The sequence below is a fragment of the Nocardioides korecus genome (assembly GCF_054778395.1).
On the sequence record NZ_BAAGZO010000003.1, the window covers coordinates 149,146 to 162,689 of the forward strand.

Annotated in this window: 11 protein-coding genes; 8 read left to right on the forward strand and 3 right to left on the reverse strand. The window is 72.4% G+C overall.

What is annotated here, in order from left to right:
- Window positions 1-32: 32 nt before the first annotated feature.
- Window positions 33-2,675, reverse strand: coding sequence for a valine--tRNA ligase (gene valS, locus ACYVDA_RS06880; RefSeq protein ID WP_460816419.1), 2,643 nt, complete (start codon window positions 2,673-2,675; stop codon window positions 33-35).
- Between the two features lie 66 nt (window positions 2,676-2,741).
- Complete coding sequence (locus ACYVDA_RS06885) at window positions 2,742-3,806, reverse strand: hypothetical protein (protein WP_460816421.1); 1,065 nt, start codon at window positions 3,804-3,806, stop codon at window positions 2,742-2,744.
- A gap of 168 nt (window positions 3,807-3,974) precedes the next feature.
- Between ACYVDA_RS06885 and ACYVDA_RS06890 the strand changes: the two genes are divergently transcribed.
- The 8 genes from ACYVDA_RS06890 to rodA all read left to right on the forward strand — a co-directional run bounded on the left by ACYVDA_RS06890 (window position 3,975) and on the right by rodA (window position 12,418).
- A complete protein-coding gene (locus tag ACYVDA_RS06890; protein WP_460816423.1) occupies window positions 3,975-5,564 on the forward strand; it encodes a bifunctional folylpolyglutamate synthase/dihydrofolate synthase in 1,590 nt (529 codons plus the stop codon).
- The gene (locus tag ACYVDA_RS06895) at window positions 5,564-5,938 is read left to right on the forward strand and encodes a DUF4233 domain-containing protein (protein ID WP_460816425.1); all 375 of its coding nucleotides are present in this window, start codon (window positions 5,564-5,566) and stop codon (window positions 5,936-5,938) included. The genes ACYVDA_RS06890 and ACYVDA_RS06895 overlap by 1 nt, the downstream gene beginning before the upstream one ends.
- 5 nt (window positions 5,939-5,943) lie before the next feature.
- Complete coding sequence (gene ndk / locus ACYVDA_RS06900) at window positions 5,944-6,366, forward strand: nucleoside-diphosphate kinase (RefSeq protein WP_460816427.1); 423 nt, start codon at window positions 5,944-5,946, stop codon at window positions 6,364-6,366.
- 193 nt (window positions 6,367-6,559) lie between these two features.
- Window positions 6,560-7,585: a rod shape-determining protein gene (locus ACYVDA_RS06905; protein WP_460816429.1), complete on the forward strand. Its 1,026-nt coding sequence runs from the start codon at window positions 6,560-6,562 to the stop codon at window positions 7,583-7,585.
- Window positions 7,582-8,559: a rod shape-determining protein MreC gene (mreC, locus tag ACYVDA_RS06910; RefSeq protein WP_460816431.1), complete on the forward strand. Its 978-nt coding sequence runs from the start codon at window positions 7,582-7,584 to the stop codon at window positions 8,557-8,559. Before ACYVDA_RS06905 ends, mreC begins: the two co-directional genes overlap by 4 nt.
- Complete coding sequence (mreD, locus tag ACYVDA_RS06915; RefSeq protein WP_460816434.1) at window positions 8,556-9,074, forward strand: rod shape-determining protein MreD; 519 nt, start codon at window positions 8,556-8,558, stop codon at window positions 9,072-9,074. The genes mreC and mreD overlap by 4 nt, the downstream gene beginning before the upstream one ends.
- Window positions 9,075-9,104: 30 nt before the next feature.
- Window positions 9,105-11,243 (forward strand): penicillin-binding protein 2, encoded by a 2,139-nt coding sequence (gene mrdA, locus ACYVDA_RS06920; protein ID WP_460816436.1) that lies wholly within the window; start codon window positions 9,105-9,107, stop codon window positions 11,241-11,243.
- The gene (gene rodA / locus ACYVDA_RS06925) at window positions 11,240-12,418 is read left to right on the forward strand and encodes a rod shape-determining protein RodA (RefSeq protein WP_460816439.1); all 1,179 of its coding nucleotides are present in this window, start codon (window positions 11,240-11,242) and stop codon (window positions 12,416-12,418) included. Before mrdA ends, rodA begins: the two co-directional genes overlap by 4 nt.
- 22 nt (window positions 12,419-12,440) lie before the next feature.
- Here the strand turns inward: rodA and ACYVDA_RS06930 are convergent, their stop codons facing one another.
- The gene (locus tag ACYVDA_RS06930) at window positions 12,441-13,538 is read right to left on the reverse strand and encodes a calcium:cation antiporter (RefSeq protein WP_460816441.1); all 1,098 of its coding nucleotides are present in this window, start codon (window positions 13,536-13,538) and stop codon (window positions 12,441-12,443) included.
- Window positions 13,539-13,544 lie beyond the last annotated feature (6 nt).

The window sequence follows — 13,544 nt, forward strand, 5'->3', positions numbered from 1 at the left end:
GGGAGCCCTGGCTCCCCGCGGCCTGTCCGGCCTCAGCGCTTGGGGGGCGGGTCGCCGAGGGTGGCCTCGACGGTCACGTCGGCGGTCTCGCCCGGCACCAGCTCGAGGTCGCCGGTGATCGAGCCGACCGCGCGCAGGTCGCGCTCGGCCGCGCGGACCGCGTCGAGCGCGGCCGCGGGGCCGCGGACCACGGCGTGCAGCACGGGGGTGCGCATGCCGACCTTGGCGCTCGACTTGGCGCCGCGGATGCCGGCCAGCACCGCGGCCACGGCCTCGACGGCGGTCGGGTCCGCGCCGGCGGCGTCCCCGAGCTCCGCGGTCGTCGGCCACGCCTGCAGGTGCACCGAGCCCGCCTGCCACCACGACCAGGACTCCTCGGTCACGAAGGGCAGGAACGGCGCGAGCAGCCGCAGCTGGACGTGCAGGGCCAGGGCCAGGGTCGAGCGGGCCGAGGCGCGCTCGGGGGAGTCGGCCTCGGCGTACGCCCGCTCCTTGACCAGCTCGACGAAGTCGTCGCAGAAGTCCCAGAAGAACCGCTCCGAGGTCTCCAGCGCCGAGGTGTAGTCGTACGCCGAGAACGCGCGGGTCGCCTCGGTCACGGTGCCGGCGAGCTTGGCCACGAGGGCGCGGTCGACCGGCTCGGTGACCAGGGCGGGGTCGAAGGAGTCGGCGCCCACGCCGCCCAGGACGAACTTGGAGACGTTGAGGATCTTCATCGCCAGCCGACGGCCGACCTTCATCTGGGTCTCGTCGAAGGGCGAGTCCAGACCCGGACGGGCCATCGCGGCGCGCCAGCGGACGGCGTCGGCGCCGTACTTGTCCAGGACGTCGGAGGGCACGACCACGTTGCCCTTGGACTTGCTCATCTTCTTGCGGTCGGGGTCCACGATGAAGCCGGAGATCAAGGCGTGGCTCCACGGCGCCGCGTGGTTCTCGAAGTGGGCGCGCACGACGCGGGAGAACAGCCAGGTCCGGATGATGTCGTGGGCGTGGGTGCACAGGTCCATCGGGAAGACCCGCTCGAACAGGTCGGGGTCCTCCTCCCAGCCGCCGGCGATCTGCGGGGTGAGGGAGGACGTGGCCCAGGTGTCCATGACGTCGGGGTCGCCGACGAAGCCGCCGGGCCGCCCGCGCTGGTCCTCGGCGTAGCCCGAGGGCGCCTGCGTGGAGGGGTCGACCGGCAGCTGCTCCTCGCGCGGCAGCAGCGGGTGGTCGTAGTCGGGCTCGCCCTCGTCGTCGAGGGAGTACCAGACCGGGAACGGGATGCCGAAGAAGCGCTGGCGCGAGATCAGCCAGTCGCCGTTGAGGCCACCGACCCAGTTGTCGAAGCGGTGCTTCATGTGGGCCGGCACCCAGCTGACCTCGGCGCCGCGCTCGAGCATCTCGGCGCGCACGTCGGCGTCGCGGCCGCCGTTGGTGATGTACCACTGCCGGGTGGCCACGATCTCGAGCGGCTTGTCGCCCTTCTCGTAGAAGTTGGCCATCCGCTGCGTCGGCTTGGGCTCGCCCTCGAGGTCGCCGCTCGCGCGCAGCAGCCCCACCATCGCCTCGCGGGCGCTGAAGGTGGTCTTCCCGGCCAGCTCGGCGTACGCCGACGACGCGGCGTCCGAGGTCAGCCAGGCGGGCGTCTCGCGGGTCAGGCGGCCGTCGCGGCCCACGACCGTGCGCACCGGCAGCTGCAGCTCGCGCCACCAGGTGACGTCGGTGAGGTCGCCGAAGGTGCAGCACATGACCAGGCCGGAGCCCTTGTCCATCTCGGCGGCGGCGTGGGCCACGACCGGGATCTCGACCCCGAAGACCGGCGAGGTGACCGTGGTGCCGAACAGGTGCTGGTAGCGCTCGTCGTCGGGGTGGGCGATCAGCGCGACCACGCTCGGGATCAGCTCGGGCCGGGTGGTCTCGATGTGGACCGCGCTCTCGGGGCCCCCGGGGCCCTCGGGGCCCCCGGGGGTGTGGAACGCGACCCGGTGGTAGGCACCGGCGTACTCCCGCGCCTCGAGCTCGGCCTGGGCGACCGCGGTCTGGAAGGTGACGTCCCACAGGGTGGGCGCCTCCTGGAGGTAGGCCTCCCCGCGGGCGAAGTTGCGCAGGAACGCGCGCTGGCTGACCTTCTGGGCCTTCGGGCCGATGGTCGTGTAGTGCTGCTTCCAGTCCACCGAGAGGCCGAGCGTGCGCCACAGGCTCTCGAAGACCTGCTCGTCCTGCTCGACCAGGCGTTCGCAGAGCTCGATGAAGTTGGGCCGGCTGATCGGCACCTGCTTCTTGGGGTCCGGCTTCTCCGGCGGGGTGAAGTCGGCCTGGTAGGGCAGCGAGGGGTCGCAGCGGACGCCGAAGTAGTTCTGCACCCGGCGCTCGGTGGGCAGGCCGTTGTCGTCCCAGCCCATCGGGTAGAACACCGACTTGCCCTGCATCCTCTGGAAGCGGGCGACCAGGTCGGTGTGGGTGTAGGAGAAGACGTGGCCCACGTGCAGCGACCCGGAGACGGTCGGCGGCGGGGTGTCGATGGAGTAGACGTTCGAGCGCGGCTGGGTGCGGTCGAAGGCGTAGGTGTCCTGCGCCTTCCAGCGGCCGGCCCAGGTGTCCTCCAGGCCCTCGAGCACGGGCCGGTCGGGTACGGCGGCCGCAGGAGGTGCGGTCGTCTCGCCGGTCCGGTCGGTCGTGGGCTGCGCAGTCATGGGGCGAACTCTACGTAGCCGTGCGGGGCGGGAGGAAACGAGATCCCCCCGCCCCGCACGCGGACCTCAGCGTCCGGGGACCTGCTCGAAGGACAGGACGGGGTCGCTGGCGCGGTGCGGGCGCTGGGCGGGCACCGTGCGGACCTTGAGCCAGTCGGTCTCGCCGCGGTCCGAGCCGTCGACGGTGACGCGGCGCAGGTCGTCCGAGGAGCCCTTCACGCCGTAGAAGGCCAGCCAAGGGGAGCCGGCGGCCAGCGGGCGGTCCTGGTTGAACCGGTGGGAGTCGCCGTTGAAGAGGTAGGTGGCGCCGTCGAAGCGCCGCGACTCGGTGACCAGGGCCTGCACCAGCGGCTTGAACGCGGAGTAGTCGGAAGCCTGCGGGTCGGTGACGGTGGGGTCGAACATGTCGGCCTGCTGCATCAGGACGACCGCGCGCCGGTGGTGGCGGCGGGCGTCGGCGTACGCCGCGCGCACGTTGGCGATCGCGGCGGCCATGCGGTGGTGCTCCTCGCGGACCTGCTCGGGGGTCGCGGTGGTGTTCCCGATCCCGGTCCAGGGGTTGAGGTCGTCGTTGCTGCCGACCACGTGCAGGGTGGCGAAGGAGAGCCCGCCGGCGACCCAGCGCTGGTTCTCCGGGACGCCGCGGCGGGCCTGGCTGGTGACGGGACGGGACGCGCCCAGGGTGCGGTCGGGGCGGGCGAAGAACAGCTGGCGGACCTTCGCGAGCCGCTCGAGCGGCTGGTAGGCGCCGTTGTTGGCGCGGTGGCAGTCGGTCCACTCGTTGTCGCCGGGCGTGTAGTGCAGCGGGTCGGTGAAGAGGCCGAAGTCGCGTCGGACCTCGGCGAAGCGCGCGTCGTCGCAGGTGGTCGAGCCGCTCTTGATGTCGCCCAGGTGGGTGACGGCCGCGACGTCGGGGTCGTCGTTGATCCCGGCGATGAAGGTGGGGAAGTGCGCCTGGGCGGCGTCGCCGTAGGGCACGTCGCCGATCACCGCGAAGGTGTACGGCGCGGGGGTGTGGTGGTGCCGGCCGGCCCCACCACCCGGGGCGGCGTACGACGGGGTCGCGGCGAGCGAGGCCACCAGCGGCGCGGCGGCGAGGACGGACAGGACGGTCAGGGCGCGGCGGTGCACGGGGCCTCCGAGAGGTGGGTGGGCTGCGGGGTGGGTCGGGTCCGGACGCGGTCCGGCACCCCCGCCAACCTGCTCGGTCCGGCGGTCGGCGGGGCGAACGGCAGGTGGCCGACGCCTGAACAGGCGGGCGGGACCGGCGTGCGTGCGTCCCGCCTAGACTCGACCCCGATGGACCAGACCCCGCCCCCGCCCACGCCCGCTCCCTCGGGCCGCCTCGCCGAGACCTACGACGAGGTGACCGACGCCCTGCTCAGCCGCTGGCCCGAGAGCCGCCTCGAGCCGAGCCTGGACCGGATCCAGGCGCTGACCGAGGTGCTCGGCGACCCCCAGCGCGCCTACCCCGTGGTGCACCTGACCGGCACCAACGGCAAGACCTCGACGGCGCGGATGGTCGAGGCGCTGGTCGTGGCCCTCGGGCTGCGGGTGGGCCGCTTCACCAGCCCCCACCTGGAGTCGATGACCGAGCGGATCAGCCTGGACGGCGAGCCGGTCGACGAGGACACCTTCGTGCGGGCCTTCAACGACGTGGCGCCGTACCTCTCCCTGGTCGACGCCGAGAGCGACCACCCGCTGTCGTTCTTCGAGACCGTCGTGGCGATGGCGTACGCCGCCTTCGCCGACGCCCCGGTCGACGTGGCCGTCGTCGAGGTCGGCATGGGCGGCACCTGGGACGCCACCAACGTGGTCGACGCCGACGTCGCGGTGCTCACCCCGATCGCGGTCGACCACGCGGCGTACCTCGGGGACACCCCGGCCCAGATCGCCCGCGAGAAGGTCGGCATCGTCAAGCCCGGCGCCACCGTCATCAGCGCGGTGCAGTCCGAGGACGTCACCGCCGTGCTGCTCGAGCGCTGCGCCGAGGTCGGCGCGACGCTCCTGCGCGAGGGCCTCGACTTCGGCGTCACCAGCCGGGTCCCGGCGGTCGGGGGACAGGTGCTCGGCCTCCAGGGCCTGCGGGCCTCCTACGAAGAGGTCTTCCTGCCGCTGTACGGCGCGCACCAGGCCCAGAACGCGGCCCTGGCGCTGGCCGCGGTCGAGGCCTTCGTCGGCGGCACCGAGCCACTGGCCGGCGAGGTCGTGGCCGAGGCGTTCGCCGCGGTCACCTCGCCGGGGCGGCTGGAGATCATCCGTCGCTCGCCCACGGTCGTGCTCGACGCCGCGCACAACCCCCACGGCGCCACGGCCCTGGTGAACGCGCTCGAGGACTCCTTCACCTTCTCCCCGCTGATCGGGGTGCTCGGCGTGATGGCCGACAAGGACCACGAAGCGCTGCTCGCCGAGCTCGAGCCCGCCCTGGCGCACGTGGTGTGCACCCAGAACTCCTCCGACCGCTCGCTGTCGGCCGAGGACCTGGCCGAGGAGGCGCGAGGCATCTTCGGCCGCGACCGCGTCAGCGTGGCCGCCTCCCTGGCGGACGCGATCGAGGAGGCCGCGACCCTGGCCGAGGTCGGCGGCGACAGCGGCGAGGCGATCGGCTCCGGCGGCGTCCTGGTCACGGGCTCGGTCGTCACCGTGGGGGAGGCCCGCGCCCTGCTGCGGCCCCGCCGCCGCGACGACGGCTCGCGGCTCGGCTCGCCGGTCATCCCCACCGCGGTGGCGGTCCCGACGGGCCTCGAGGACCTCGACGAGCTGGGGGACGAGATCGACGGCTGGGACGGCGAGGGCGACGGCGACCCGATGAGCGGCCTGCTCCGCCACCAGCAGGAGCAGGACGATCCCGACGACGGCGACGAGCCCGAGGACGGGGAGCGGGACTGATGCAGCGGCGGTTGTGCGCGGCGATCCTGACCCTCGAAGCGATCGCCTTCGGGCTGAGCGCCCCGGTGCTGATCTCGGTGGCCGGGGTCTCCGCGGGGGCCGGCCTGGTCATCGGGCTGGGCCTGGCCGTGGCCTGCCTGGTGGTCGCCGGGCTGCTGCGCGCCCCGTGGGCCTACGCCCTGGGCTGGGCCATCCAGGTCGCCGCGGTCCTGGTGGGGATCCAGGTCTCCACCATGTACGTCGTCGGCGGCGTCTTCCTCGCGCTGTGGGCCACGGCGTACTTCCTGGGCCGCAAGATCGAGCGCGAGCGCGCCGAGTGGGAGCGCACCGGGAACTACCCGGGAGCCCCGTCGGGCCAGGGTCGGCTAGGTTGACGCCCATGTCCGCTCAGACGCCCACCCAGCGCACCCTCGTCCTGCTCAAGCCCGACGCCGTGCGTCGCGGGCTGGTGGGCGAGATCCTGTCCCGCTTCGAGGCCAAGGGCCTCACGATCGTGGCCCTGGAGCAGCGCCACATCGACGCGGCCCAGGCCGACGCGCACTACGCCGAGCACGTCGAGCGCGACTTCTACCCGCCGCTGCGCGAGTTCGTCACCAGCGGCCCGCTGGTGGCCCTCGTGCTCGAGGGCGACGAGGCGATCGAGGTCGTGCGCGGCCTCAACGGCGCCACCGACGGCCGCAAGGCGGCCCCGGGCACCATCCGCGGCGACCTGTCGCTGAGCAACCGCGAGAACCTCGTGCACGGCTCGGATGGCGAGGAGTCGGCCACCCGCGAGATCGGGCTCTGGTTCCCCCACCTGTAGTCCCCGCCCCCGGGTGAGCCTCCCGACCTGAGGCCCCGGACGCGGCCGCCCGGTCACACGGGTCACATCGGCCACTCCGCTCGCAGCGTGTCGTCGCGGCTGGGTGCCTCGACGTACCTAGGCTTCGCAGGACGGGTGGGTGCTGGTCACCGACCCGCCTTCCTCAGACCACTGCAGCAGCGAGGCGACACCGATGGCCAACAGTCTCATCGGCCGCGACATGGCGGTCGATCTCGGCACGGCGAACACGCTCGTCTACGTCCGCGGCCGGGGCGTGCTCGTCGACGAGCCCTCCGTCGTGGCGATGAACACCCAGACCCACGAGATCCTCGCGGTCGGCCACGAGGCGAAGCGGATGATCGGGCGCACCCCCGACGGCATCACGGCCATCCGGCCGCTCAAGGACGGCGTCATCGCCGACCTCGACGCGACCGAGGAGATGCTGCGCCACTTCATCCAGCAGGTCCACCGCCGGCGCTACTTCGCCAAGCCGCGGATGATCATCTGCGTGCCCAGCGGCGTGACCGCGGTGGAGCAGCGCGCCGTCAAGGAGGCCGGCTACCAGGCCGGCGGTCGACGGGTCTACATCATCGAGGAGCCGATGGCCGCGGCCATCGGCGCCGGCCTGCCCGTGCACGAGGCGACCGGCAACATGGTCGTCGACATCGGCGGCGGCACCACCGAGGTGGCCGTGATCTCCCTCGGCGGCCTCGTCACCACCCTGAGCGTGCGCACCGCGGGCGACGAGCTCGACGGCGCGATCGTGGCGTGGATGAAGAAGGAGCACTCCCTGATGCTGGGGGAGCGCACCGCCGAGGAGATCAAGATGACGCTGGGGTCGGCGTACCCCCTGCCCCAGGAGCGCCAGGCCGAGGTGCGCGGACGCGACATGGTCTCGGGCCTGCCCCGCACGGTGACGGTCTCCAGCAGCGAGATCCGCCGCGCGATCGAGGAGCAGCTGCACGCCATCGTCGACGCGGTCCGCACCACCCTGGACCAGACCCCGCCCGAGCTGGCCGGCGACATCATGGACCGCGGCATCGTGCTCACCGGCGGCGGCGCCCTCCTGATGGGCCTCGACGAGCGGATCCGCCACGAGACCGACATGCCCGTGCACGTCGCCCGCGACCCGCTGACCTCGGTCGCGCTCGGGGCCGGCAAGTGCATCGAGGAGTTCGAGGCCCTCCAGCAGGTCCTGGTCTCGGACCGCCGCCGATGACGCGCGACCAGAAGCGGTTGCGCAGCCTGCGCTCGGGTGGCGCGATCGGGCGCCGGCCGCGCCTCGACGACGACGACCGCACCGGCTTCGGCCGGCAGCGGGGCACCTCCTCGGCCCTGGTCGTGGGCCTCCTGGCCGCCGCCTCGGTGGCGGTGATCACCGTCGACGCCGCCGGTGGGGACTCCTCGCCGATCGGCCCGGCCCGCTCGGCCGTGGCCAGCGTGATCGGCCCGGTGGAGTCCGGCACCGCCTCCGCCGTGCGCCCGGTGCGCGACACCCTGGACTACTTCAGCTCCAACGACTCCCTGCGCTCGGACGTGGCCCGGCTCTCGGCGCAGAACTCGCGCCTGCGCTCGGAGGTGGAGCAGACCCCGCTCGACCGCAACCGGCTCGCCGAGCTCGACGGCCTGACCCGCACCGCCAACCAGACCGGCTACGCGCTGGTCGCCGCGCGCGTGGTCGGCATGGGGCCGATGCAGTCCTTCTCCCGCACCGTGACGATCGACGCCGGGACCTCCTCGGGGATCCGCAAGGACATGACGGTGCTGAACAACGACGGCCTGGTGGGCCGGGTGGTCAGCGCCACGCGCAGCACCGCCACCGTGCTCCTCGTCCTCGACACCGAGTCGGTCGTGGGCGGACGCCTGGGCTCCAGCATGGAGATCGGCTTCCTGCGGGGCCGCGGCGTCACCGGCCAGCGCGGCCGCCTCGACATGGACCTGCTCGACCGCTCGGTGACCCCGGCCGCCGGGGACGTCGTGGTCACCTGGGGCAGCCAGGGCGGCAAGCCGTACGTCGCCGGCATCCCGATCGGCAAGGTCGAGTCCGTCTACTCCACCCCGCGCGAGCTGGCCAAGCACGCCGTGATCGACCCGTACGTCGACTTCACCTCCCTCGACGTCGTCGGGGTCGTGGTGCCGAAGACGACCACGGGCGACCGCACCGTCCTCAACGGCACCGGAGGCCGACGATGAACCTCTCCCGCACCGGTCTGGTGACCCTGGTCGTGCTGCTGGCGGTCGTGCTCCAGGTGGCCGTGTTCAGCCTGTTCTCGGTCAACGGCGTCGTGCCCAACCTGGCCCTGCTGGTCGTGGTCGCGGCCTCGATCGCGCGCGGTCCGCAGACCGGCGCGGTGGTCGGCTTCGCCGCCGGCCTGCTCCTCGACCTCGCCCCGCCGGCCGACCACGTCGCCGGCCGCTGGGCGCTGGCCTTCGTGCTCGTCGCGGTGCTCGCCGGGCGCGTGCGGGCCGACGCCCGCCGCAGCCCCGTGGCCGGGATGCTCACCGTCGCGGTGTGCTCGTTCGTGGCCACGTCGGTCTTCGCGCTGACCGGTCAGCTGCTCGGGGACCACGCGCTCCCCGCGGGCCAGGTGCTCCAGGTCGTCGGCATCGCCCTGCTGTGGGACGTCGCCGTGACCCCGCTCCTGCTGCCGCCGCTGCTCGCGCTGTTCGACCGCACCCGCACCCGCACCACCGAGCCGGCCTTCTAGGCCGGGCTGACCGAGGACCCCCGGACCACCATGGCTGCCGCCTTCATCCGCCCCGACGCCGCGCACAAGAGCAGGCTGCGCCTGTTCGTCGTGCAGGCGTTGGTGCTCTCGCTCTTCTTCACCCTCTTCACGCGGCTGTGGTACATGCAGGTCGCGACCGGTGAGGACTACCAGACCGCGGCCGCGCACCAGTCCGTGCGCGACGTCGTCCAGCAGCCCGCCCGCGGCCTGATCGTCGACGACCAGGGTCGACCGCTGGTGGCCAACCGGGCCAGCTGGGTGGTCAGCATCGACCGCACGCTGTTCGGCAAGCTCGACAGCGCCACCCGCGACCGCACGCTGCGTCGGCTCTCCACCGTCGTCCACGAGCCGGTCGCCGCCATCCAGGCCCGGATCCTGTCCTGCGGTGCGCCCGGGTCGGCCAAGGGCACCTGCTGGAACGGCTCGCCCTACCAGCCCGTCCCGGTCGCGCGCGACGTGCGCCAGAAGATCGCGGTCAAGCTGCTCGAGCAGTCCGAGGAGTTCCCCGGCGTGCTGGCCCAGCAGGACAGCGTGCGCGCCTACCCCTCGCCGTACGGCGTGAACGGCGCGCACGTCCTGGGCTACCTGAGCCCGATCACCCAGGGCGAGCTCGACACCGCCAAGAAGGACGACGACACCTCGCTCAACGGCGCCTCCGTGGTGGGCCGGGCCGGTGTGGAGAAGGCCTACGACCGCTACCTGCGCGGCACGCCGGGCTACACCCAGGTCGCGGTCGACTCGATGGGCCGCGTGCTCGGGGAGTCCGGCAAGGTCGACCCCAAGCCCGGTGACACGCTCGTCACCTCGATCGACGCCGACGTGCAGGCCTACGTCGAGAAGCAGCTGCACGGCGCGATGATGACCGCGCGCGGCACCTTCGACAAGGTGACGGGGAAGAACTACGTCGCCGACAGCGGCGCCGCGGTCGTGATGGAGGCCAAGACCGGTCGCATCGTCGCCCTGGCCAGCCAGCCGACGTACGACCCGACGGTGTGGTCAGGCGGCATCAGCAGCAAGGAGCTGGCCAAGCTCTACAGCAAGGACTCCGGCGACCCGTTGCTCTCGCGCGCCACCCAGGGCCAGTACGCCCCCGGCTCGACGTGGAAGCCGATCATGACCGTCGGCGCCCTGAACAACGGCTTCTCCCAGAACACCTCGCTGGACTGCTCCTCGGGTCTCCAGGTCGGCAACCGCTGGTTCAAGAACTACGAGTCGGCCTCCTACGGGTACATCTCCTTCGCCCGGGCCCTGGAGCTCTCCTGCGACACGTTCTTCTACCGCGTCGGCCTGAGCTACTGGAACAAGTACGGCAGCGACCCGACGAACGTGGACGCCAAGGACCCGCTGGTCGACACGGCCAAGGACTTCGGGTTCGGCCAGACCACCGGCAGCGACGTCACGGGCGAGGCCTCGGGCCGGATCGCGGACCGGAAGTGGAAGTACTCCTACTGGAAGGCCATGAAGGGCTACTACTGCAAGGTCGACAAGCAGAACACGACCGGGCAGCGCGACTTCCTGCACGTCTTCGCCCACGAGTTCTGCCTCGAGGGCTACAACTACCGGGCCGGTGACGCGGTCAACTACGTGATCGGCCAGGGCGACACGATGGTCACGCCCCTGCAGCTGGCCCGCGCCTACTCGGCGCTGTCCAACGGCGGCAAGCTGATGGAGCCCCAGGTCGCCAAGGCGATCGTGAGCCCCGACGGCAAGCTGATCAAGGAGATCGCCCCGAAGGTGACCCGCCGGATCCACTCCTCCAAGGCGGCCCTGGCCTACGTCGACAACGCCCTCAAGGGCACGCCGCGCGAGGGCACCCTGGCCTGGAAGTTCGGCGGCTTCCCGCTGGACAAGGTGGTGCTGCGCGGCAAGACCGGCTCGGCCGAGGTCTACGGCAAGCAGAGCACCTCGTGGGTCGCGACCTACACCAAGGACTACGTCGTCATCATGGTGATCACCCAGGGCGGCACCGGCTCGGGAACCTCCGGCCCGGCCGTGCGCAAGATCTGGGAGCACCTCTACGGCATCACCGGCTCCGAGGTGAAGCCCGCGAAGGCGGCCATCCCCGGCACCGTCCCGCCCGCCGGGCTGCCGACGTTCGCCACGGACGGCTCGATCCTGCCGCCCTCGAGGAAGGGGTCCGCACGATGACCGTCCTGCCCATGAGCCGGCTCTCGGTGTCCCGCACCCGGGTGGCCGTGCCCCGCCTGGACTGGGTCCTGCTGGGCTCGGCCGCCGTGATCACCGCCGTCGGCACGCTGCTGGTGTGGTCCGCGACGGCCCACAACGACGTGCTGACCGGCGGCCAGTCCACGGCGTACCTCCACAAGCACCTGGTCAACATCCTGATCGGCATCGTCCTGGGCGTCGCGGTGGCCGCGACCGACCACCGGTGGGTCCGCATCCTCACCCCCCTGGTGTACGCCGGCTCCGTGGTCGGCCTGCTCCTGGTGCTGGTGATGGGCTCGACCATCAACGGCTCCCGGTCGTGGCTGGTGATCGGCGGGATGTCGATCCAGCCGGCGGAGTTCGCCAAGCTCGCCGTCGTGATCGGGATGGCGATGGTGATCGCCGAGCGCACCGAGAGCGCCCGCACCCGCGAGATCGGCAAGGTCGACGTCGCCCTGATGGGCGCCGTGGCCGGCCTGCCCGCGCTGCTGATCATCGCCCAGCCCGACCTCGGCACCATGCTGGTGCTCTCGGCGACCGTCTTCGGCGTCCTCGCCGTCGCGGGCACGCCCCGTCGCTGGCTGATCGGGCTGTTCCTGTCCGGCGCGACGCTGGCCACCGTGGCGATCTCGGCGGGCCTGCTCAAGCAGTACCAGATCAACCGCTTCATGGCCTTCACGAACCCGGCGCTCGACCCCCGGGGCGCGGGCTACAACACCACCCAGGCCCGGATCGCGATCGGCAACGGCGGACTCTTCGGCCAGGGCCTCTTCGGTGGGTCGCAGACCCGCTCGCGCTTCGTCCCCGAGCAGCACACCGACTTCGTCTTCACCGTCGCCGGCGAGGAGCTCGGGCTGGTCGGTGCGGGCCTGCTGATCCTGCTCTTCGCGGTGCTGCTGTGGCGGGCGCTGACGATCTCGCGCCAGGCCGAGGACATGTTCGGCCGGGTCGCCGCGGCGGGCATCGCCTGCTGGTTCGCCTTCCAGACCTTCCAGAACGTCGGGATGTGCCTGGGGATCATGCCGGTGACCGGCGTGCCCCTGCCGCTGGTCTCCTACGGCGGGTCGTCCATGTTCGCCTCGATGGCGGCCCTGGGGCTGCTGCAGAACATCGCCATGCGCGGCAGCGCCAACCACCGGGACCTGCGCCGCACCTGAGCCAGCTGCCCGTCGGCCGGTCTCAGGGCTGGACCGAGAGCACCAGGTAGGCGGCCATCACGACCAGGTGGACGCCGCCCTGGAGCCGGGTGGCGCGCCCCGGGACCACGGTCAGCACGCTGATCACCGCGGTCAGCGCGAGCAGGACCACGTGGGTCTGGTCCAGGCCGAGGTTGAGCGGGCCGTCGAGCCAGATCGTGGCGATCGCGATGGTCGGGATGGTCAGGCCGATGCTCGCCATCGCCGAGCCGAGCCCGAGGTTGAGGCTGATCTGGGTGCGGCCACGGCGGGCGGCGTTGATCGCGGCGATGGACTCCGGGAGCAGCACCAGCAGCGCGATCACGACGCCGACGACCGCCTGGGGGAGCCCGGCGCCGCTGACGGCCTTCTCGATCGGCTTGGACTCGATCTTGGCCAGGCCCACGACCGCCACCAGCGAGACCAGCAGCAGGCCCAGGCTGATCCACGTGCGCCGGTCCGAGGGCCGCGCGGCGTGGTCCTCCTCGGGCAGGGTCTCGCCGCCGGTGCCGACGGGCAGGAAGAAGTCGCGGTGCCGCACGGTCTGGGTCACCACGAACAGCGCGTAGAGCGCCAGCGAGGCCAGCGCCACGAAGGTGAGCTGGGAGCCGGAGAACTCCGGGCCGCGGGTGGTGGTGGTGTAGTTCGGCAGCACCAGGCAGGTGGTGGCGAGCGTGATCACGCAGGCCAGCGCACCGCCGGTGCCCTCGGCGTTGAACTGGGTGGTCCCGAACTTGACCGCCCCGACCAGCAGGCTCAGGCCCACGATGCCGTTGCAGGTGATCATCACCGCGGCGAAGACGGTGTCGCGGGCCAGCGTCGAGACGTCGGGCCCGCCGCCCAGCATCAGGGTGAGGATCAGGGCGACCTCGATCACGGTCACCGCGACCGCGAGCACCAGCGAGCCGAACGGCTCACCCACGCGGTGGGCCACCACCTCGGCGTGGTGCACCGCCGCCAGGACGGCGGCGCCGAGCATCACCGCGACCAGGACCAGCCCGACGGCGCCGGGCGTGCGGCCCCAGGTGACGGCGAGGGCCACCAGTGCCGCGGGTGGCGCGACCTCGGTCCAGCTCAGACGGCGGTCGTGGGGATCACGCATGCCCCG

Excerpts from the sequence above, each read along its gene's own strand:
- valS (WP_460816419.1), bottom strand. The coding sequence starts at position 2,675 with ATGACTGCGCAGCCCACGACCGACCGGACCGGCGAGACGACCGCACCT.
- rodA (WP_460816439.1), top strand. The coding sequence starts at position 11,240 with ATGACCGTCCTGCCCATGAGCCGGCTCTCGGTGTCCCGCACCCGGGTG.
- mreC (WP_460816431.1), top strand. The coding sequence starts at position 7,582 with ATGACGCGCGACCAGAAGCGGTTGCGCAGCCTGCGCTCGGGTGGCGCG.
- ndk (WP_460816427.1), top strand. The coding sequence starts at position 5,944 with ATGTCCGCTCAGACGCCCACCCAGCGCACCCTCGTCCTGCTCAAGCCC.
- mrdA (WP_460816436.1), top strand. The coding sequence starts at position 9,105 with ATGGCTGCCGCCTTCATCCGCCCCGACGCCGCGCACAAGAGCAGGCTG.
- mreD (WP_460816434.1), top strand. The coding sequence starts at position 8,556 with ATGAACCTCTCCCGCACCGGTCTGGTGACCCTGGTCGTGCTGCTGGCG.
- ACYVDA_RS06890 (WP_460816423.1), top strand. The coding sequence starts at position 3,975 with ATGGACCAGACCCCGCCCCCGCCCACGCCCGCTCCCTCGGGCCGCCTC.
- ACYVDA_RS06930 (WP_460816441.1), bottom strand. The coding sequence starts at position 13,538 with ATGCGTGATCCCCACGACCGCCGTCTGAGCTGGACCGAGGTCGCGCCA.
- ACYVDA_RS06905 (WP_460816429.1), top strand. The coding sequence starts at position 6,560 with ATGGCCAACAGTCTCATCGGCCGCGACATGGCGGTCGATCTCGGCACG.
- ACYVDA_RS06895 (WP_460816425.1), top strand. The coding sequence starts at position 5,564 with ATGCAGCGGCGGTTGTGCGCGGCGATCCTGACCCTCGAAGCGATCGCC.